Raw genomic sequence first — 21,156 nt, 5'->3', positions numbered from 1 at the left:
TCTTTTGGGTAGTCCACTCTGTATCACCCCCTTCCTTATTTAAGGAAATCTGATGGGTTGCTATTGAATCGATCTTTGAAGAAGCGGTTGATGACTTCAGAGGTCATCGGTTTTTTCGATTCGCCAATTCGGATATAGAACTTTCCGTTCACTTCGTAAAGGGTCTGTTGCGAGGGAGGAATGCGAATCAGGATGACATCGTTACCGTCTACCTCCTCTACTTCTATGATGATATCTCCAATAGTCCCACCAAGGCGTTCGTAGAACGTGTTTGCAATGTCGTGTTGTGTTTGGTCGGTATCTGGGATATCCGTTAGATTCCCGTCATCATTGACGCCAACCAGTATTACTCCACCATCGGTATTCAGCATGGACGCGGCAACCTTAGCGATGTCATCTGCCGATGCGCGTGGATCTTTGAATTCTATCGTGCGGCCTTCTCCACGGTCGATGAAGTCCACAGCGGTGTCTGTCTGGGGGTCAGGAAGGCCCAAAAATTGTTTATCAATTTCATTAGATATACGACTGACCATCAAGTCGTAATGGATTTCGTCGGTCTCTGATGGTGCTGGAAAGTCCGTATGGAGCTCAGCCGGGGACATTCCATCGTAATTGACAACAATAGCTCCCAAAACGTCCGTGCTCTCCAACCGGGTATCCATCCGTTCAAGATCAGAGATTACATTGTCAACGTGAGTCCCGGGGTCATCGTGGTCTCGAACGCTGTCCAAGTGTTCGAATAGCGCTTCCTCAGAAGTATTCGTTAAGAGAAGCCCGCCCATCACGATAGGATTCTCGACCAGCCGTGCCTCCAGCAATGCAGACTGCATGCGTTTTAGACAGTTCCCTCGATTCTGTTGATGTCTAGTCATCAATGATTCGATATTAAGGGCGAACCAGACCTCATCTGGTTCAGCTTCTGCAATTGGGTATTCGACGTCCTTTAGCTCGACAGAACGGGACACCGGCCCGAGAACAAGATTCGCTCCAGACGCTTTTGTTGGGAAATCGTTATACGACAATTGGTATGCGATCTCTTCATTTTGTGCCATGTCTTGCAGTTTTTTATTGATATGGAGGAGATCTTGGAGAACAAACTCTGCGATCCGTTGGCTCCTGATGGGCGAAGACGGATTGTATCCCTCATCATCCAGAAATTGGAGAACTCGCTGTGGAGCGTCTTCGTGGGGCATAGCAAGTCAGTTATGCACTGTGACCTTAGTCTTTGATTAACATAGTGAGTGATCAACCCGAGATGTATGCCGAGGGCGATGAAGTCAGGATTGATATCCCGGATGAGACTGACCCGGATTTCGACAGGTTGCATGGCCTGGAAGGGACTGTTGTTGCGGTCATCAAGGATGATGCAGGCGCTGAGACAGGGGATGAGCGCGATAGTGTTCTCTTTCGGGTGGCGCTAGCCGGGCGGGAGGAGTCGGTCGATATGCGGTGGCGTGACTTACGGCCAGCGTGACGTCTGGTTAGGTTACAGGTCGTTTTTACGGGCTTTCTCTACCCACTCAGTAGCGACTTCCTCGAGAGTCTCGACGTCTTCGATTTTGGAGACTGTGCGTTCGACTCTTCGAGTTCTTGTCTCAGGGTCGTTCCGGTCGGTGTAGTCGTCAATTACGACTTTAACAACATCGGTGTCGGGGGCTGAGTGCAGGTCGATATCTGCGGTCATACCGTTCGCGACGCGTCGATATGATGCGTGATATCCTTCACCGCTTTTTGCTGGTTCGTTGGTTATTCGCTTCCAGCCAGTTGGTGCGTTGGGTGCTATGTCCGGGCTAAAGTCGGTGGTTGTCACACGCTTTGCAACTCGCATCAGTGGGAAGTAGGTGCCGATGACATCGAGAGGAGTGAGTGTTATGCGTGACTCTCACAGGTCACACTCACAGGTGACTCTCACACGTCACAGTCACATCAAATATTTGAAAGGTTTTATTAGTTGTTGGCCGAATCAAAACGTATGCGAATTATCGCACTGAAAGACGCTGGAGTCGAGATGTTCGACAATGTCGACAAGATGACCGAGGAAGACCAGTCCTGGATTGAGATCGACGGATGCGGAAACATCAAAGGGGACATATTCATCGTTTTCCGCGACCAATAATCCACTCTCCGGGTGTCAGGATCGGCTAGCGCGACACTCACCACAAGGATTGGACGGACGAAGACGGGGAAGAAAACACCGGCTTACCGCTCTACGCACTGGAGTAGTGAAAACACAACCACTCACAATAAGGGGTGGATCAATCCAGTGTCGACACAGCTAAAGGCAGTGCTCAAGGGTGTGAAAGGCAGTTGGCGGGGCACTACTCCCACCGACGAGAGTTACCTCATGGTTGAAGACGAGGCGGATAGACCCCACCTCTAGTTTAAAAAAGGAACTTGTTCTTTATAAGTGTTTGTGCTATGGGACGAGAAGACACTGGATACAACACAAACTGTTGCCTACCGAACTATCGAGAATGGGCAGGGCACTACTCCCGCCCCTGCATGGCCCGCCTCATGGTTGAGGATCTCCTTTTCCGAGGGCGAGCTGGAACGACGGTCAGCCGCTCTACCAGAACATACTGGTACAACAAATTAAGAATCCTTCCCTGAGCCATTTAACACCCTTAACACCGGTTTACATCTGGGGTGTTAAACCGAAAACCGCAACGCAGCAGTACGATAGTAATACCATTTAACAGATTTAACACCTCTGTAATGGGGGGTACGTGTGGAGAGCGATTCTCTAATCTACTGTTCTGATTCCCTGAGCGGGTAGACCCCCCTATCTTTTGCCGTTAAACCTGTTAAATGCGTTACCTACCACGCTGCTATCTGGTGGTTTTCTGGTTAACGTCGGGGTGTTAAATCGGAAGATGCCCGTTAAATCGAACCGCGAAAACTACACATAGTTGCCTGATCCTACTGTTAGTTGGTTGGATACACCAAACACTTTTAAGATACGGATGGGTACGTGATGGTAAGTGAGGCGCGGCGCGCACTCGCCGCCCAACTGCCTCATGGTTGAGACAATGTCCGCACAACAAACCTCCCTGGGGGACTTCTCGGTCTCCCAGAATACGCCAGACGAATCGCGCACACCTACCAACAACAGCAGCACCGACACATCGACCGAACGTCGCCTGATGACTGACGGTGGAGTCGACGAAGATCTCGAATTCAACACTGGCGACTTCCGGTACATCCGCATCGCGTCCGACACCAAGCACCCGATGGACAAATGGGGTGGGTACAGTCAGGACTTCGATGAGGCCGAGCACGTGTACACGCACGAAGACGTACAGGAGTCCTCGCATGACCGCTGGGGTATCGCCGGGATGGACTCAACTGAGAACATCAACACCGGCTTTCACCTGCTGATTTTCGACCTCGACCTGTACAAAACCGACCAGGTCGACGCTGACGACGTGCAAGTCACGGATGCAGAGGACGTGCCAGTCGTTAAGTCGCAAAACGGCGGTGCACACCTGTACTTCGCGCTGCACGACCCCGTGTCCGAATCCGACATCAACCTGAATCACGACTGGATTGACCTGCGCGGCTCCGCAGTCAAGTCCCACGTCGTCGCGCCTGCCGACATTCCAGGGTGCGAAGACAGTAAGTACGATCTGACGAACGACGCCAGAGTCCCCGTGTTCCTCTCCGTTGGGGAAGTCTTGGATCGTGTCGAGATTCGTGGTGAACCGATTGGCGAGCACGACCCTGCCGATCCAGTTGATGTTGACTTCGCGCGTGGAGACGCACCAGATGAAATGCCAGACTGTTACCACGCAGCGCTGTCGTTCCGGTCGAGTGAAGCGAGAGAAGAGCATCCGAACGCGTTCAAAATCGACACGTTTGCTGGCTTGCTCGGGCTCGCCGCCGGATACTCTGTTGAGACAGTTACGGAGCATTTCGGTGAATACGCGCCATTCGGTGACTCAACAGAGTTTGACGAACAGAAGACGCGCAAGCACCTGAAGCGTCTCGCAGAGAAAATGGATCTCGCTGGCATGTGCCCGCCAGCGCTGTCTACGCTTCGAGAGCACGGCATCCTGAAAGAAGAAGAGTCGTGCTTGTGCTCGATTCCGTATCACGGGACACGTCCAAAACAAAGGTCTGCCCCCGCGGAAGACAAGCAGTTCGACTCCTTCTCCTCATTGCGGTTCGAGGGAGATACGTGTGGGTACTGGACTGTTGATGAAGAAACCGGTGATGATGAATGGGTGACTGTGGCGAACTTCCGTCTCGATGTGCTCTCGTACCTATTCAAGGAAGGCGAGCGCTTGATCGAGATGGAAGTCCACCCGCAATCCGGTGAGAACTCGTACACTGTCACCGTTCCAGCGACTGTATTCAACGACACTCGCACGTTCAAGTCGAACGTCGTGACCGGAATCACGACGACGTGGGAAGGTGGCGATGAATGGCTGGCCGAGCTTCGGAAATTGATTGGCGGTCAAGACGCGCCAATCCGAGACGGAACACGGTACATGGGTATCAAACCGGAGAGTAGTGAGCTTGTCACACCGAATGGTGTACTGACGGCTGACGGGTGGACTGACAACCCAGAAACAGTGTACCTTGAGAAAGGGAACACGTCCGAGCGTGCGTGGTCACTGACCCCAGATGAACACACCGAGTACGACCCTGAGCACGTTCTCGAAACAATCGACCTGGCGACAGACATGCGGAACAGCGAGCGGTTGCTGCCAGTCCTCGGCTGGCTGTACTCGACACCGATGCGTCCATACATTCAGGACTGGGAAGGGCAATTCAACGCACTGACCATTGTCGGAGAGACCGGCGCCGGAAAATCTGCGTCACTACGCTTGCTGTGGGCGCTGGTGGGAATGAACTCGCTACCGATGGAAGTCGATGACACGAAGTTTGCGCTGACGTCCGCGCTTTCCTCGTCGAACAGCATCCCGATGTGGTACGACGAATACAAGCCTGGCGACATGGCCGACCACGAGGTCGACCGGTTCCAGAAGCTGTTTCGTGGAACGACAGTCGGGTCGAACGCATCACGTGGGAATCCAGACGAGTCCACGAATGACTACAAACTTCTCGCACCGGTGATGGTGAGCGGTGAACAGCGCATCCAGGGCAACGCCGAGGAACGCCGGAGTATCCAAACACGCTTCCTGGGAGACGTTCAGGATGACGGATCTGACACCGTAACTGCATTCTCACGGTTGTCCGGGAGCGACTACCGCGATGCTGAAGGTAACATGCATTATCCAGATGGTAGTGATTTGGAACAACACGCACTCGCCTACTACCGGTTCGTGCTGGGTATCGATGATGACGAGATCCGGGCGATGTGGCGAGAATCACGAGAAGAAGTTGTGAAGCTCCTGAACGCGAATGGTTTCGATTCTCTCGACAACTTGCCGCAACAGGGCATTCAGACTATTCATTTCGGTGTGTCGATGATTCGTCAGTTCGCCGAGTCCCTCCAAGAGGAAGCAAACGTGACTGAAGACGTGGTTCCGAGTGATGCAGAACTGGAAGAGGCTATTCTGTATGCCGCGAAGGAAATCGGTGCAGGTGCTGGTGGTCGTAATTCGCATCTGGATGACTTCGTGGAGTTGCTGTCACGGGCTGCCCAGGCAGATTACTTGGAACGAGACACGCACTTCACTGTCGTGAATGAGGGGCAGGCTAACGAGGAGTTGGCTCTGCACCTTGCGTCGTGTCACGACGCTGTGAGCAAGTACGTACGCGACCACGACGTATCGAGTGTTGACTTGCTGACGAGCGCATCGGACTACAAAGATCACATGCGGGAGCGTTCCGACGATGCTGGGAGTTACGTGCTGACGCACTCGCAGCCGACGACTGGTTTGAACCGGTGTGCGCGTATCGATACGAACCATGTCGCGGAGGCTCTCGACGTGAACCTGCGTGCGTTCGGTCTCGGTGACGAGGAAGACTCTCCAGCCAAGAATCCTGAGTCGCTCGAGGACGTCGCGACAGCTGTTGATGACCTTTCGAATGAAGGAAATCCGTACACGACGGTCACGGCAAAGGTGAATAATTGGGATACTGATTCCAAGCACGGCCCAGAGGCCCAGGGCGTGATCTCGGACTCGACCGGTACTATCGATATCGTTGATTGGGTTGGATGCGAGCTGGACGGGAAGGCTCCGCTCGAGGAAGATGAGTTGTATGTGCTGGAAGACGTGCGCGTCAGCACGTACAAGGGGTCGCTCCAGTTGGAGGTCGTGGATGGCACGACGAAGGTTGAGAATATCCAGGAAGGCGTCGGTTACACCGGTCATGCGGATTCTGGTGTGAATCAAATCGTGACTGCTGTTGCTGATGGTGGCGATAGGACTGATTCTGAAGGCACAGACACCTCTGACGGAGGTACCGCTGTGTTTGCGGGTGATGGTGACGAAGACGTTGAGGAGCTTGCTGAGCGTGCCCGTGGGAAGATTTCTGCACGCTTCGATGAGGGTGATGACGTGTCCGTGCCATCCTTTGCGCTGGCTATCGATGCACATCCGAAGACGCTGTTGCTGGCGATGAACGAACTCGATAGTGACGGTGTTGTTGAGAGTGTCGGTGGGAACGTCTTCCGCTACCTCGGAGGCGATAAGTGATGGCGCCAGCTACCACAATCAATGCCGCAGACTTGAGCGAGATCGCGCACAGAGCGGCTATTCTCCCGATGGAGTTGATGGAACAGGCTGTGAACGACGGGATCATCACTGGTGTGAGCGATTTCAATGGAGCTGGACAGCAGGCTCCGGAGTACTTGCATTTGGCTGGTTCTGTCGCTGATTTCGAGACCTACGTGCGGCGTCTCGCCGTTAGTTCGCGCTAGCCGGACGGGTGGGCTTTTTCATGCGGTTCGTAGTTTGAAGTGTCCTGGCAGGTAGTGTTGCCTACTGGGCCGGGATCGCTTTGGCTGGCACCTCCCCGCGGTTTCAAGCCCCTGTGGTGTTAGAGTCAATATTTTGATATTACTTTTTGCATGGTACTGTTTTCTCTTGTTCTTCTACTCTATTTGCAGAAGCTGTAACAACAGAACGTCCCGCGCTCACCCCATCGAGAGTATAGCTGTAACGCTTTGCATAGCTGTAACAAATACGCTGTTTTCGCGCTCGCCGATACCTATCAGTCGGCTAGTACGACAGTCTGTTCGTATAGCTGTAACAACACTTAATTGCAACCAAATCCTGTTGTAAGTATGGCCAGCCAGTCTATAAGCAATCCCGTACAGCAGCAGCACAGTGACGGTTCAACCAAACACGCGAAACTCTTTGAGCAGTGCCCGGAAGCAAAGCGAGGCGTCGAACGTCGATCTCGTCGAGTCGGGAAGGAAGCGAAGGTCAACTATCTGTTGAAGAAGTACCGAGAAGAATTCCCGCTCACCGAGGCCGACCTGAAGTTCGTCGCGGCCCTCGGCTACCTCGAGGTCGACGGCGAGATCTTCTTCGAGCATCCCGAGACCAAAGAGCGAGTTACGCGCACGCACTACATCACTGAGGGGCATCGATGGTTGGTGGACTGGTTCGATCCAGACCTGGAACTCCTCGAACGTCTCGATTTGATTGGCCCTCCATACATCGACTCAGAACCACGCGAACGCATCATCCACCGAAGGTTCTGGAATTTGACGCCGAGCGGTCGAGACCTCGTCGACCGAACATTCAGCGGTGAGAACACCGGGGATACTGGCGAGAACATCGTGCACCGTCTCGGCATACACCTGACTCGTTGGTGGAGCGAGGAAAAATGGGACTGGAACGACCAGATGGAGTTCGAAATGTACCCGACAATCGAGGGGGCCGAGCTGGACTGCGTGATGTGGCAGAAGGGCGGGCTGCAATTCGTGAACGGCGAGGACGTCGATAAGCACACGCGTCACGTGTTTGAGGTTGAGACCGGGACGAGTGACGTGGGTGGGATCGAGTCGGACGCCACGAAGCTTGCCTACCTGCGGGGGGAGTCCTGGTGGGTCTGCCCGACGCGTGACGTGCTCGTTGGTGTGTTGGAGGAATTAACGATGCGAGGGTACACTGGATTGTCGATGCCGATTCCGGAGACGCTCGCGATGCGGGGGCATCGAGATACGTACAATCTACGTCTTGAGGGTGCTGACCCCGAAATCGATTCGTTGAATCATCCGCCGGTTGACCACGTGATGACATTCAAGATGTTGGTGGATGATTTGAAGGAGTGGCGTCCGGAGTTGTTTTACGGCCCTCGAGACGAGTAGGTTTGTCGTTTTGTTGGGGTTTTACTTCCACCCGTTGCGTTACTGCTTATAAGTTACCGAGGGATACCCGTACACAGACCGGTTGATGAGCTCGGAAACACGGCAAAAACGAATCAGCCAATCGATTCTCGATACGATCGATAGTCACGGCACGATCCCCAATACGGTACTCTATAGCCGTGTTGAGCATGAATTCCCGAATATTGATGGGAGAGAGTACGCAGACGCACTAAAACAACTGCGTCAACTGGATTTGCTGTATTCGTTCGATGGCGGGTACGATCGATTGCATGAGGTCACCCGGGAGGGAGCCTGCATGCTCGCGACCGAGAGTTGACATTGAGGCAACTACGATACCAACTATTAAGTGAGTTGCACCAGAAGTTGTGAATAAGCAACCCTGGAGCCGTAAAGACAGACGTCATACCCCGGGTGTTTGTCCATAGCAGCATGAACAACAAACCTCTATCCGCCAACCCAGACACAGACAAGATCTCTGAGTGGAAATGCCCGTACTGCGAGCACACCCGGCAGTCCCTCCCGGAGATCCGAGATCACATCACCGAGTCTACCGAAGGCGAGCATCGCGGTGTTGACGGGCTGAAACCGACGCGAGACATCGTAGCGTACGGCACTGATGGTGAGGTAGTCGAGCGTATCGAAGGTGTGTCGACAGAACCTGCCGACCCGCTCGATTCCTATTCAAAGCAGGAAATCATCATCAACGCATGGCTGGCCGCTGAGCGCGATCCAGACCGGAGGGCTGTCGAGGCCATCAGTGATGCCAGCCAGCAGTACGTTTCCCGACTGCTAAACGAGCTGGAGTCCGGAGAAATCCCGCGAGAGACTTACATCGAAGTCCTGGATTACGGGCTTAAGAGTGAGCTGGAAGAGAGGCTCGAAGAATACGAGCAAGAAGGCGAAGAAGGTCAAACTATGAGCACAGAAGCACTTACCGCGAAAGATATTGTCGAGGATACGCCGAAAAAAGAGCTGATCATCGCTGCACATCACGTTGTTAGCGATAATGCAGCTAAGAAGGATATCGCTGACGCGTTAGACGCGAGTTACGAGTATGTCAGGCAGATTTTCAACGATATCGAAGATCGTGACCCTGAGAACTGGGAGAAGCTTCGTGAGGGAGACCTTGAAGAAGAGCCATCAGAGAGTGTAAAGAATGCAGTTCGAGAACGGCTTCGTCAGGCCGGTGTGGCCACAACAGATGGTGGAATGGACGAATTGCGGGAAGCGGCTGTATCCGAGTCACACCCGTCGGCTAGTGGGACGGTTCCTGCGTCCGAGATCGATGCTGTCCTCGAGAAGCTCGAGCTTCTCCAGGAGCAGGCAGAGTACACCGAGAATGGCGATGCAGAGTTCGTCGCTAAGAAATGCATCGAGTGGTTGGACGATTTGCGTTCTCAGGCAGAGTAGTCCCGTTCCCCGACAATTGTTAAGAGGTTGTGTTAGTGTGCAACTCTAGTCCATAGTTTTAATATGGGTGCTTGATTTGGTGGTAGTGGAGCAACCAACAAGGTTGCGAGAACTGCCCAGAAGCGACGGTCACGCCCGCTGTGACGGTTGGTTCCGGGTAACGAGACACAACGAGTACCAACCATAGATGACTAAGACTCTCTCCCGCTCTCCCCGCGCTCACGGAGGTATCGACTACGAATGAGTACCGACACGCCAACCACACCCACGCACGCACCCGAACAAGACTCCGACGATCACGATGACGAAGTCGACACGGAGTCCGAGCGAGAGCCTGCAACCATTGCAAGCGCTCCGAACGGTGACCGGGGAGGTGTGGCCATCTACTTGACTGCCGATGACCTTCGTCGGCTCGGCATCCCGCACGACGTCAACGCCGTTGTACCGTCTATTCTCAACGGTGCCGTGCTGATCAAGCCCGCCACGTAAGTCTCCAAATCTATCGATGAGTGAACAAGTCGCCACGTACATCCCCGATGAAGAATATGAGGACTGGGTCGAACAGGCCGAGGAGATGGGGATGTCAACAAGCGACTGGGTCAAGTCCATGGTGCGTGCTGGCCAAAAAAAGTTCAACCGAGATGTTGAACCGACCGAGTCACGCGACGATCTTCGCCGGCGACGGAACGACCTCCGGAAAGAGCTTCAGCGTGCACGCGACCGCATCGAGGAATTGGAAGGGCAAGTTCACAGAAGCGAACGTGAAGCTGTCATCGAGTATATCGATGAGAATCCCGGGGCAGAATACGGGCAGGTCGTACAACACGTTGCCAACACAGCCAATTCTCGCGTAACGCGGATTTTGGATGACGTCGAAGGCAACGAGATCGAGATTGATGAACAAGGAAGAATGTACACGAGATGATTGAAACGAACTACGACTACGACTCCGGATACCACGAGGGATCGATTGTTGAACAGGATGCACTCGCATTTCTGGGAGTCTTCAAAAATCTCGAGGACGTGCCAGCGCGGTACTACCTCGAAAACCACACATCTGAACTGACCTCTGAAGACGCTTGGAATGAGTACGATGCCCAAGAATTGGCGGATTTGAGCGCGCACACGAGACGGTACGTGTACGGCAAAGCGTATCGTGAATGGCAGGAGTATTGCGACGAACACGACGTACACCCAGCGCTCGCCGACCCGCAGGACATCGAAGAGCATCTGTCGGAGCAGAGAGACGAGATGGAGAAACTGAAGACAGTGCATGACGCCCGGTTCCGGCCACTATTTCGCTGGTATCGGTGGATGCAGTACCACGCTGACTATCCGCACCGGTATAATCCGGTCGTGATGGCTGTGCTGTTGCGTGGTGCAGTACACGACATTTGGCAAACGCGGTTGTTCGACCGAACGAACGTTCCAGAAACGCAGGAGGAGAATTAATGCAAAATCCAGAAGACGCAGTCGCTGAAGAGTTTGGCCTCGAAGCAGATCCACTCGCAGGACTCAATCCGCAGATGAAGGCTATTGACACGGATTGGTTTGAGTACTACTACAGCGAGTTTATTGACAACAAGGGCATCAAGGAGAAAACGAAAGATCACTATCAGGTATCGTTCCGGGATTGGAAGCGGCACATGAGCCAGTACGATCGCCACCCGACACTGCCGACTGAGCGTCAAATCGAAGCATTCGTTGATGTCTGCCTCCCCCGGATGAAGGGCACACAGGTACGGAAGAAGATCAACCACGTGAAGAAGGTGTACGAGTGGATGCAGCGGAATCCCAGGTTCCCGCATCCAACGAGCTACAATCCGTTCCTCCGGGTTAAATCGAAGCGCGAGAAGGATCTGGAAAACGAAAGTCCGAACGATCATCCGAAGGTGGAACTTGAAGAGCTGAGCGAGCTGGTGAAGAGTATCAAGCACGTCGGGGAGCGCGCGGCTACAGTCTTCCAACTCAAAACCGGTGTTCGTTCCTCGGAGCTGGCGAACATTCGGATGGAAGATATTCACATTACGAATCCTGACGTACTGAGTCATTACGAGACGATGGGAACGCACGACCAACTGGACGATGCGGCGAACGCGGTGTACATCCCTCCAGAAGAATCTCGGGATGGCAACAAGCGTGAGCGCCCTACGGTCATTCCTCTGGACGATGAGACACGTCGCGTGCTTATTGACTGGCTATTGATTCGGCCAGACAATGATGCTCCGTGGCTGTTTTTGACGCAGAAGGGGAAGCAGATGAAGAAGTCGAGTCTCGGTCACGTATGGCGGAAGCACTGGTGGCCCGAGTACGAATTTGATGAAGAAGATGAGTTCCGGTCAATTACACCGCACTGGTCACGCCACTGGATGTCGACCTGGTTTCGGGCAAAGGCTGGTATGGAGGAACCGAAGGTACAGTACCTTCGTGGTGACACCATGGGCGGGGAACTTGATAACAGTCGGTCGGCGTTCCATCGCTATGTGCACATGTACTATGATGACGTCGAGTCGGAGTATCGAGAAGGCGTGTTCAAGCTCGGTATTTGAACACTCGAATCTGTTGGCCCTGTTGAAATTGTATTCTACAGACACAAAGCAGCATGTAAAAGCCGTTTGCTGAGGACTACTCGTCTGGCGAGAAGTCGAACATGTCTACACGGTAGTCGACCGCCGAGTGATATTGGCTGAATTCGGTCTTGGCAGAGAGACTGAATGGGCCGGAGCTCTCGACGTGACGCTCAAGCACTTGCTCAGTAAGTTCGAGTTGATGTTGGCGAATGGCACAGACTTCGCGAAAGTGACCCGACTCCCCCGAAACATCTGTGTGAACCCCGTCAACTCCTGATGGGCCGATATCAATAGTCGTCGAACAGTGGATTGACTGTGTCATCTCCTCAGACTCTGGGTAAAGGGTTGAGGAGACAAACCATGTCGCTAAGGGGAAGTCGTCTTTCCATAGTCCGCTACAATTGTCCTCGTCAGGCTGGAATCCGTCGCCTGCATTGAATCGCGCAATTCCAATCTGTGCCTCTGTGTCGAATACATCCTGCGAAGACATCAGCGCTGAGACCTTTGTAACATCGTCATCGTCATCTACCCCCTCAACCCCAAAACTCTGGACGTCCTCCTGCAAAGCGAGAAACGCGAGTGTCCGGACGACCGCTTTTGATGAGAGGATCGTACCGAGAAACGTCCCTCTTGATTTCTCGCCATACCACTCTTTGAACGCCGCCGTCGGAATGCTGTCTATGACCCCCGACTTTTCAAGTTCGGTTTGAACGACTGTATCATCGACCGAATCTTTGCCTTGTGACGCAAATTTCCCTGGTTCGTGTGAGGGAGAAGATGGTGAACCGCCCCTATTCTGGTCTGTCTGTTCTTGATTGGCAGAAATACCTAGTGTGTCGGCGAGGGCCTCCAGATCGTCTCGCTGAGGGCCAGAGTAACCTACGAGGAGCTTGCGTAAGGCCTCACGCTCGATGTCGGCCAACTCTGGAGAGCCTCCACCTTCGGTTAAATTTCCTTGCTGGTCTCCCCTGTCTTCACCGGTGCCCGTATACAGCAATTTGACTCCCCACATCCCGTGGACAAGTTCGCCGGGGAGCTGAGGCCCCTGCCGCGTGCCCCGAATTCCGGGATCATACTCCATCTGTCTGAAGATTTGGTTGGCAAGAGGGGTACACTGGATGGTGGTGTTTGCGCCATTGACCGAGCCAAGCAAGAAGTGACGTCGAGTGTCGTCTTTATATCGATAGAGGCGAGCCACAGGTTACTGACAGAATCAAGCTATTTGACCCCACCGACGTCTCGGTATGAGGCGCGTCAACTGCTGCGACCAGTTCGATTACTCTCTATGTGGGCTCGATCCAGTTTCTGTCTCCGGCAGTTCAGAGCTGCATAAGAGACCCGTCTTCAGCACGAATTCCTGTCATTCGATGAGTGTCTCAACAGAGCGGCTATTTTGGGGTTTCTGCTTCGATGACTTATACCCTATTTAAAGGACTTTCTGCAAGAACCGCCATCACTTCGCCGTCTTGCGATTTACCGGTTTTGTCTTTGTTCGACCTTGTTCAACTCGATCAATAGCCGGAAGATCGCCTTTACGAGATTGGCATCGACGTCGAACTGCCGTGCGTTCTCGCCGGCGCGTTCCATCACGCGCTCCTCCTGTGATTCGTCGGTGGTCGGGAGGTCCTGGTCGGATTTGACCTGCGCGACGGTGTCGGCGACGTAGGTCCGGCGGGCGATCAGCTCCACGATCTCGCGATCGATGTCCTCGATCTCGGCTCGAAGTTCGTCGAGTTCCATCTGTTCTGGATCCGAGTCGTTCGTGCTCATGGGTGTCCCTCGTCGTCACTCCGCAATAATCCTTGCACCATCGTTTCGAGTCGTCGTCGATCGGAGGCTCCCGTCGCGGTCGTCCCAAATATCCCACACGCGATCGAGGTCGGTCTCCGGATCCGCCGGGTCGGCGACGGCGACAACGCTCGGGCCGGTCCCCGAAAGCGACACCCCGGAGACGTGGGGCATCGCTTCGACGGCGGGATCGGGAGAGAACCCAAGCGCGGCCGAGAAGGCGAGCCCGTTGACCGACATCGCCTCGGCGTATCGTCCCTCCAAGGCGAGATCGGCGACGAGCTCGGCCATCGACGCCACGTTTCGACAGCGATCGAGATCAGCGTCGGCGCTGTAGGCGCGCTCGGGTGGCGTCCAGACGAGCACGTCCCATTCGATCGACCGTCGATCGAGCAGCTCGTCTCCGGTGTTGTCCGTGACCGTGACGCCCCCGAGCATCGAGGCCGTGGCGTCGTCGAAGGCGCCGGTAACCGCGACACCCGTCTCACGTGCGGCCCGAACGCCGAGACGGCACGCCTCCAGGCGGGTGAGATCGGGATTGGTATCCTCCGCGTGTGCGCCCGCGACGGTCGCCCCGAGCGCGTCACACGTCGCAAGCACGGTCGCGTTTGCGGCCGCACTCGAACTCTTGAGACCGGCCGCAAGCGGCACGTCGCTGTCCGTTCTGACCGTTCCACCTTCTCCATCGCCCCAGCGTTCGACCGCGAGTTCGACACAGCGTTCGATGAGCGCGGTGTCGGCCTCGGCGTCCTCGGCGATCTCGCCGTCGACGTCGTCGGCGTCGGACGCGAGTTCCACTGTCGCCCGGGTCTCGACGTCGATGCCGAACGCCGATCCGGTCTCCGTCGCGAGCGCGTTGAGTATCGTCCCCGCACCGAGTGCGGCTGCCCGTCCGTGCATACCGATCGAACCGAAAGCGACCCCAAAGGTGTGACGGTCCCGAAGGCGATCGGGGGCGACGCCTCCGGGATCGACGTCCGGACCGAACGCGTTGCTTTTGGGGTCGCCGACCGAACGAACGGTATGTCCACCACAGCACGCTCGCAGATCCCGCCGAGTACCATCGGCGTCGAGCTTCGCGAGGAGGGTGTCGTCGTGGAGTATCTCGACGGCCGCACCACGCTGTATCGTGGGGCCCCCTCCACCGTCGACGGGACTCTCACCGCCGGACCGGGCAAACAGACCCACGTCCTCGTCACCGACCCCACGGAGACGGAGGGCGTGATGACGTACGTAAACGACCTGAAGACCCACGACGAGATTCTTGAGGACACGGGGGTCGGCCGCGTGATCTTCGAACCCGGTGACGGCGAGGAGTTGTTCCCGGGTGTAGCGGCACGCCGGGCCGGAGAGCGGACACAGATCGAAGCCGATCCGGAGGTTGCCGGCGGTCGCGTGTTCGTCTTCGTCGAGGACGACTGGAGCGAACGGAGTTTCGAGATCGTCTCGCCGCCGGCGGAGGGCGTCGGGAGTTTCACTGCCGAAGACGAGTGATCTCCCGGCGTCGAATACCACGCCCGGACTTCGCAAGCGAGCTTTGAACTCGTTCGGGAGATCCGTCCATCATCACTGCTCGGATCGTCGGGCTACCATCACCGTTCGGATCGCGGAGCCTCCTTCCCGCTCAGATCGCCGACCCGGGCTGATACTCTCCGAACTCCTCGCGTAACACGTCGCATACCTCCTGGACGGTGGCATAGTGTTTCACGGCGTCGACGATGGGCGGAAGAAGGTTCTCCCCTTCGGTTGCGGCCTCACGGATCGACTCGAGGGCGTCCTCGACGGCGGCCGAATCGCGATCCTCTTTGACCGCTGCGAGGCGCTCTCGCTGTTCGTGCTCGCGTTCCGGATCGACTTCCTCTAAGTCGATCTCCGGGTCCTCGTCGCTTTGGTACTCGTTGACGCCGACGATGACCCGATCGCCCGACTCGATCTCGCGTTGCCGCTCGAAGGCGACGTCCTGGATCTGCCGTTGGACCCACTGGCTCTCGACGGCCGGCAGCATGCCGCCACGCTCGTCGATCGACTCGATGATCTCGATGGCGTCCTCCTCGATCCCGTCGGTCAGACTCTCGACGTAATAGGACCCGGCGAGCGGATCGATCGTGTCCGCGGCCCCGGATTCGTGGGCGAGGATCTGTTGGGTGCGAAGCGCCGTTCGAACCGATTGCTCGGTGGGCAACGCGAGCGCCTCGTCCTTCCCGTTGGTGTGGAGGCTCTGGGTTCCGCCGAGGACCGCCGCGAGTGCCTGATAGGCGACCCGGACGACGTTGTTCTCGATCTGCTGGGCGGTGAGCGTCGATCCGCCGGTCTGGGTGTGAAACTTGAGCCGTTTGGATGCCGAGGTTTCGGCGTCGAACCGCTCCGTCATGATCCGGGCCCACAGCCGGCGAGCCGCACGAAACTTCGCCGCCTCCTCGAAGATGTCGTTGTGGGCATTGAAGAAAAACGATAGCTGCGGGGCGAACTCCTCGACGTCCTGGCCGGCATCGAGGGCGGCCTCCACGTACTCGATCCCGTTTGCGAGCGTGAAGGCGACCTCCTGAGCCGCCGTCGATCCGGCCTCGCGGATGTGGTAGCCCGATATGGAGATCGTGTTGAACTTCGGCGTCTCCGCGGCACAGAACTCGAAGATGTCGGTGATGAGCCGCATCGAGGGGTCGGGCGGATAGATGTAGAGGTTCCGGGCGATATACTCCTTCATGATGTCGTTTTGGATCGTCCCGCGGAGCTTCTCGCGGGGAACGCCCTGTTGGTCGCCGATCGCGACGTACATCGCCAACAGGACGGCCGCCGGCGCGTTGATCGTCATCGAGGTCGAGACCTCATCGAGGGGGATCCCCTCGAAGACGCGCTCGAAGTCGGCGAGCGTGTCTATTGCGACGCCCGACCGGCCGACCTCGCCCTCGGCCATCGAGGCGTCCGAGTCGTAGCCCATCTGCGTCGGAAGGTCGAATGCCATCGACAGCCCGGAGGATCCCTCCTCGATGAGGTAATGAAACCGCTCGTTCGTCTCGCTTGCCGTACCCATGCCGGCATACTGGCGCATCGTCCAGAGTCGCCCGCGGTGCATCGTCGAGTAGACACCGCGGGTGAACGGCTCCTCGCCCGGAAATCCCAGATCCTCGCCGTACTCGAGGTCGGCGACGTCCGCCGGAGTGTAGAGCGGATCGATCGTCTGCCCGCCGGTGTCGGTTTCGAAGGCGTCCTCCCGCTCGCCGAAGCGATCGACGGTGGGACCGTAGGTCTCTGCCTCCCACTCGTCTTTCGCCTCGCGGATCGCCTCCAGCTCGTCGGGATCGTACATTACCGATCCCTGGGCGCGTTCGGAACTTAACTGTTGGAGGACTGCCCGACTCGATCCGAGGACCGATCGAACGATCCGGTTCGTCACCCTTTTCCTGTCAGGCGACGACTTTCGGCGTATGCTTGGAGGCGGCGGGATGAACCCGCGAAAGATGAAACAGATGATGAAACAGATGGGGATCGACGTCACCGAACTCGACGTCGAGGAGGTCGTCATCCGAACTGGCGAGGAGGACCTCGTCTTCGATGCCCCGCAGGTCACGCGGATGGACGCCCAGGGGCAAGAGACCTACCAGATCGTCGGCGAGCCCGAATCCGTCGATGTCGGAACCGGCGGAAGCGGCGAGGATTCCGGTGCAGCCGAGGAGGCGGCCGCGCTTCCTGAGGACGACATCGCGATCGTCGCCGAGCGCGCCGGCGTTCCCGAGCAGGATGCAATCGAGGCGCTCGAGGCCGAGGAGGGCGATCTGGCTGCAGCGATCGCTCGTCTCGAGTGACCGATCCTGCCTACCTCCTCGTCGGTGACGGCCGGGAATACCTGCTTGAACCCGGCGAGGAGTTCGGCACCGACCTCGGCGTTCTCGAGATCCCCGAGGACGTCGCGGGTGGCGATGTGATCGAGACCCACCTCGGCGAGACCTTCCAGGTCCGCGAGCTTCGGCTCCCCGACCTCTTCGATCACCTCGAACGAACCGGTGCGCCGATGATGCCCCGTGACGTCGGGCTCGTCATCGGACACGTCGGGATCGCCCGCGGTGATCGGGTCCTCGATGCGGGGACCGGAACGGGGATCCTCGCCGTCGCTCTTGGCCGAGCCGGTGCCTCAGTGACGACCTACGAGCGGGATCCCGACTTCGCCGAGGTCGCCCGCGCGAACATGCGGATCGCCGGTGTCGACGACTGCGTCGACGTCCGAACGGGCGATCTCACCACGGAGATCGACACGCTCGTGGGAGAGACTGCTGACGAGGATGCTGAAGATGTTGAAGACGCCGAGGAAGATGTCGATGTCGAAGCCCCCTTCGACGTACTCACGCTCGACACCGGCGACGCTGACGAGATCGTGGAGCGTGCGCCGGAACTACTCGTTCCCGGCGGATTTCTGGCCGCATATTCACCGTTCGTGGAGGGAACGCGATCGATCGTCGAAGCCGCTCGTCAGGCTGGTCTCGAGGAGATCAACACGCTGGAGACGATCCAGCGGGAGATGGACTTCTCCGAGCGAGGGTCACGTCCCTCGACGGCGGGCGTCGGTCACACCGGGTATCTCACCTTCGCGCGACGTCCCTGAATCGGGACTACTTCCGGAAATCGGGACTACTTCCGGGGACCGAGAGGAGGGAACTGGCTCCCCGATTGCCTCAGTGATCGTCCTCGCGCCACTTATGTTCGCAGTCAGTACAGACGAAAAAGCGAGTCTCGGACTCGTCGGCGGACCGGATCTGCTGCATGTACCAGTAGGCGGTGTCGTTACCGCATTCGGGACAATGAGCCGTGGTCGTCGGCAGTCCCTTGTCCTCGGCGTCGCTGACGTCGATGATCTCCGAGGACTCCTGCCCCTCGGTGGTGACCATCGCCGCCTCGGACTCCTCATCACGACCCTTCTCGAATCCGCAGGCGGAACAGACCCAGTGGTCTTCCCCCTCGCCGGCTTTCATCATCGAACCACACTCGTCGCAAAACTCCATGTCGTGGTAAAGTCACGCCAGAGTATATAAACGACGGGATCGTGATGGACGTCGTGATCGGTACACAACCACACCCCGGCTCGGCCGTCTCTGAGAATGGACATGGAACCTGAGACCGAGGCAGCGGCCCCCGGTGATCGAAACGGCGATCCCGACGCGAAGCGGATCGGCGTCGACGTCGGCGGGACGTTCACCGACGTCGCGCTCGCCGTCGAGGGACGACTCGTCACCGCGAAGGTCCCGACGACGGACGACCAGAGCGTCGGGGTCCTTCGTGGGATCCACGAGGCGTGTGATCGTGCCGGACTCAAGCCGACATCCATCGACGAGTTCGCGCACGCGATGACCGTGTCCGTCAACGCCCTCCTTGAGCGGGACGGCGCACGGACGGCGCTCGTGACCACGGAGGGATTCCGAGACGTCCTCGAGATCGGGAGACAGGATCGGCCGGCCCTCTATGATCTCACGGCTGAAAAGCCCGACCCGCTGGTCCCCCGCCAGTTGCGATTCGAGATCGACGAGCGAACGACGCCCGATGGCGTCCGACGACCGGTGGATGCGGAGGCGGTCTCCGATCTCGCGGCGACGCTTCGAGACCGGGAGATCGAGGCGGTCGCGGTCTGTCTGTTGCACGCCTACGCCGACCCCGAGAACGAGCGGGCCGTCGCGCGGACGCTGCGGTCGGAACTCGATGTTCCGGTCTCTACCTCCCATGAGGTCCTTGCGGAGTTTCGTGAGTACGAACGAACCGCGACGACCGTCGTCGACGCGTACGTCCGGCCGGCGATCGATGACTACGTCGGTCGACTGGTCGAGCGCGCGCGGGACGTCGGACTTCCGACCCCACGGATCATGCGAGCCAACGGTGGAACCGCCTCTCCGGAGACCGTCCGAAATCGGGCGGTCACGACGACGCTTTCGGGACCTGCCGCGGGCGTCGTCGGGGCCGCGGCCACGGTTGAATCCGGCCCCGAGATCGGGGACGGATCACGTTCGGGGCTCATCACCTTCGACATGGGCGGGACGTCAAGCGACGTGAGTCTCGTCCGGGATGGTGACGTCGAGCGAACGACGGATTCGGAGATCGACGGCCACCCGATCCGGACGCCGATGGTCGATGTCCACACCGTTGGCGCCGGCGGTGGATCGATCGCATGGGTCGACGGTGGGGGCGCGCTCCGTGTCGGCCCGCGATCGTCGGGGGCACGTCCGGGACCAGCCTGCTACGGCCGGGGCGGGACGGAGCCGACGGTCACGGACGCGAACGTCGTGCTCGGCTACATCGGTCCCGACGCCTCGCTCGGCGGCGAGGTCGACCTCGACGTCGGGGCTGCACGGGACGTCATGGTCGACCTCGCCGAGGAAGCCGATCTCAATGGCCCGATCGACGCCGCTCGTGGCGTCCACCGGGTGGCGAACGCGACGATGACTCGAGCGATCCGGTCGGTAACCGTCGAGCGGGGACATGATCCGCGGACGTTCGCGCTCGTGGCGTTCGGAGGCGCGGGACCGATGCACGCCGCGTCACTTGCGGAGGCACTCGACATGGACCGCGTCGTCGTGCCACGCCCGGGGGGAGTGCTCTCCGCGTTCGGACTGCTCGCAGCCGACGAGACCTACGATGCCGCCCGGACCGTGGGGGTCGAACTGGATGCCGCCGATCCGGACGCCCTGATGGAGGATTACGAGCGCCTCACCGCGGAACTGGTGGCGGACGCCTCGAACGGAGCACGCGTCGAGTGGGCCGCCGACTGTCGGTACGTCGGCCAGAGTTTCGAGTTGACCGTCCCGGTCGACGAGCCGTTCGATCCGGAGACGCTCGCCGATCGGTTTCACGAGGCCCACGAACGGACTCACGGCTACGCGCTCCCGGAATCGATCGAGATCGTTACTCTTCGGGCGACGGCGACCATCCCCGGGGCAACGCCGAGGATACGTCACGACGGGACGGACGATCCGCGGATCGGCGAGCGAGACGTGCGATTCCCCGGTACCGGCCGGCGCGAGACGGCCGTCTACGATCGGACTGGACTCGCACCCGGAACCACGGTTTCCGGACCGGCGATCCTCGAACGAGGCGAGAGCACGACCGTTCTGCCGCCGCCGTGGAACGGCGACGTGCTCGATGACGGGGCCATCCTGT

General features: G+C 57.8%; 20 protein-coding genes and 1 pseudogene. 14 read left to right on the top strand and 7 right to left on the bottom strand.

What is annotated here, in order from left to right; all coding sequences use genetic code 11:
* Window positions 1-35: 35 nt before the first annotated feature.
* A complete protein-coding gene (locus ACERIT_RS08755) occupies window positions 36-1,193 on the bottom strand; it encodes a helix-turn-helix domain-containing protein (RefSeq protein ID WP_373674465.1) in 1,158 nt (385 codons plus the stop codon).
* Between the two features lie 62 nt (window positions 1,194-1,255).
* Between ACERIT_RS08755 and ACERIT_RS08750 the strand changes: the two genes are divergently transcribed.
* The gene (locus ACERIT_RS08750; protein ID WP_373674508.1) at window positions 1,256-1,474 is read left to right on the top strand and encodes a hypothetical protein; all 219 of its coding nucleotides are present in this window, start codon (window positions 1,256-1,258) and stop codon (window positions 1,472-1,474) included.
* Window positions 1,475-1,486: 12 nt separating this feature from the next.
* Here the strand turns inward: ACERIT_RS08750 and ACERIT_RS08745 are convergent, their stop codons facing one another.
* The gene (locus ACERIT_RS08745) at window positions 1,487-1,810 is read right to left on the bottom strand and encodes a hypothetical protein (protein ID WP_373674464.1); all 324 of its coding nucleotides are present in this window, start codon (window positions 1,808-1,810) and stop codon (window positions 1,487-1,489) included.
* 162 nt (window positions 1,811-1,972) lie between these two features.
* On the opposite strand from ACERIT_RS08745, the gene ACERIT_RS08740 reads away from it, so the two are divergent.
* The 9 genes from ACERIT_RS08740 to ACERIT_RS08700 all read left to right on the top strand — a co-directional run bounded on the left by ACERIT_RS08740 (window position 1,973) and on the right by ACERIT_RS08700 (window position 12,210).
* A complete protein-coding gene (locus ACERIT_RS08740; protein WP_373674463.1) occupies window positions 1,973-2,116 on the top strand; it encodes a hypothetical protein in 144 nt (47 codons plus the stop codon).
* 1,027 nt (window positions 2,117-3,143) lie between these two features.
* Window positions 3,144-6,608 (top strand): hypothetical protein, encoded by a 3,465-nt coding sequence (locus ACERIT_RS08735; RefSeq protein WP_373674462.1) that lies wholly within the window; start codon window positions 3,144-3,146, stop codon window positions 6,606-6,608.
* Window positions 6,608-6,832: a hypothetical protein gene (locus tag ACERIT_RS08730; protein ID WP_373674461.1), complete on the top strand. Its 225-nt coding sequence runs from the start codon at window positions 6,608-6,610 to the stop codon at window positions 6,830-6,832. Before ACERIT_RS08735 ends, ACERIT_RS08730 begins: the two co-directional genes overlap by 1 nt.
* A gap of 366 nt (window positions 6,833-7,198) precedes the next feature.
* Window positions 7,199-8,230, top strand: a complete 1,032-nt coding sequence (locus tag ACERIT_RS08725) for a hypothetical protein (protein WP_373674460.1) — start codon at window positions 7,199-7,201, stop codon at window positions 8,228-8,230.
* A gap of 450 nt (window positions 8,231-8,680) precedes the next feature.
* Entirely contained in the window at window positions 8,681-9,661 is a 981-nt protein-coding gene (locus ACERIT_RS08720) for a hypothetical protein (protein WP_373674459.1), read from the top strand.
* Window positions 9,662-9,901: 240 nt separating this feature from the next.
* Window positions 9,902-10,150 (top strand): hypothetical protein, encoded by a 249-nt coding sequence (locus tag ACERIT_RS08715; RefSeq protein WP_373674458.1) that lies wholly within the window; start codon window positions 9,902-9,904, stop codon window positions 10,148-10,150.
* A 16-nt stretch (window positions 10,151-10,166) separates the two neighbouring features.
* Window positions 10,167-10,586, top strand: coding sequence for a hypothetical protein (locus ACERIT_RS08710; protein ID WP_373674457.1), 420 nt, complete (start codon window positions 10,167-10,169; stop codon window positions 10,584-10,586).
* Window positions 10,583-11,113 (top strand): hypothetical protein, encoded by a 531-nt coding sequence (locus tag ACERIT_RS08705; protein ID WP_373674456.1) that lies wholly within the window; start codon window positions 10,583-10,585, stop codon window positions 11,111-11,113. Before ACERIT_RS08710 ends, ACERIT_RS08705 begins: the two co-directional genes overlap by 4 nt.
* On the top strand, window positions 11,113-12,210 hold the full coding sequence (locus ACERIT_RS08700; protein WP_373674455.1) for a tyrosine-type recombinase/integrase: 1,098 nt from the start codon (window positions 11,113-11,115) through the stop codon (window positions 12,208-12,210). Before ACERIT_RS08705 ends, ACERIT_RS08700 begins: the two co-directional genes overlap by 1 nt.
* Before the next feature lie 76 nt (window positions 12,211-12,286).
* Here the strand turns inward: ACERIT_RS08700 and ACERIT_RS08695 are convergent, their stop codons facing one another.
* The 3 genes from ACERIT_RS08695 to ACERIT_RS08685 form a co-directional block, all read right to left on the bottom strand.
* A complete protein-coding gene (locus ACERIT_RS08695) occupies window positions 12,287-13,312 on the bottom strand; it encodes a hypothetical protein (protein ID WP_373674454.1) in 1,026 nt (341 codons plus the stop codon).
* A 392-nt stretch (window positions 13,313-13,704) separates the two neighbouring features.
* Window positions 13,705-14,001 (bottom strand): chorismate mutase, encoded by a 297-nt coding sequence (locus ACERIT_RS08690; RefSeq protein WP_373674453.1) that lies wholly within the window; start codon window positions 13,999-14,001, stop codon window positions 13,705-13,707.
* A 15-nt stretch (window positions 14,002-14,016) separates the two neighbouring features.
* Entirely contained in the window at window positions 14,017-14,919 is a 903-nt protein-coding gene (locus ACERIT_RS08685; RefSeq protein WP_373674452.1) for a shikimate kinase, read from the bottom strand.
* 123 nt (window positions 14,920-15,042) lie between these two features.
* Between ACERIT_RS08685 and ACERIT_RS08680 the strand changes: the two genes are divergently transcribed.
* On the top strand, window positions 15,043-15,513 hold the full coding sequence (locus tag ACERIT_RS08680; protein ID WP_373674507.1) for a DUF5796 family protein: 471 nt from the start codon (window positions 15,043-15,045) through the stop codon (window positions 15,511-15,513).
* 130 nt (window positions 15,514-15,643) lie between these two features.
* Here the strand turns inward: ACERIT_RS08680 and ACERIT_RS08675 are convergent, their stop codons facing one another.
* The gene (locus ACERIT_RS08675; RefSeq protein WP_373674451.1) at window positions 15,644-17,326 is read right to left on the bottom strand and encodes a methylmalonyl-CoA mutase; all 1,683 of its coding nucleotides are present in this window, start codon (window positions 17,324-17,326) and stop codon (window positions 15,644-15,646) included.
* A gap of 118 nt (window positions 17,327-17,444) precedes the next feature.
* Between ACERIT_RS08675 and ACERIT_RS08670 the strand changes: the two genes are divergently transcribed.
* Together ACERIT_RS08670 and ACERIT_RS08665 are read left to right on the top strand one after the other, a co-directional pair.
* Window positions 17,445-17,822, top strand: coding sequence for a nascent polypeptide-associated complex protein (locus tag ACERIT_RS08670; RefSeq protein WP_373674450.1), 378 nt, complete (start codon window positions 17,445-17,447; stop codon window positions 17,820-17,822).
* The gene (locus tag ACERIT_RS08665; protein ID WP_373674449.1) at window positions 17,819-18,616 is read left to right on the top strand and encodes a 50S ribosomal protein L11 methyltransferase; all 798 of its coding nucleotides are present in this window, start codon (window positions 17,819-17,821) and stop codon (window positions 18,614-18,616) included. Before ACERIT_RS08670 ends, ACERIT_RS08665 begins: the two co-directional genes overlap by 4 nt.
* 70 nt (window positions 18,617-18,686) lie before the next feature.
* Here the strand turns inward: ACERIT_RS08665 and ACERIT_RS08660 are convergent, their stop codons facing one another.
* Window positions 18,687-19,013, bottom strand: a complete 327-nt coding sequence (locus ACERIT_RS08660; RefSeq protein WP_373674448.1) for a transcription factor S — start codon at window positions 19,011-19,013, stop codon at window positions 18,687-18,689.
* Window positions 19,014-19,109: 96 nt separating this feature from the next.
* On the opposite strand from ACERIT_RS08660, the pseudogene ACERIT_RS08655 reads away from it, so the two are divergent.
* Window positions 19,110-21,113: pseudogene (locus ACERIT_RS08655) on the top strand (hydantoinase/oxoprolinase family protein); the annotation flags it as partial.
* Window positions 21,114-21,156: the final 43 nt, after the last annotated feature.

This window comes from Halopenitus sp. H-Gu1, assembly GCF_041821145.1.
Classification (GTDB): Archaea; Halobacteriota; Halobacteria; order Halobacteriales; family Haloferacaceae; genus Halopenitus.
The sequence above is the reverse complement of the archived record's forward strand: the minus strand, read 5'-3'. Positions and strand labels throughout refer to the sequence as shown.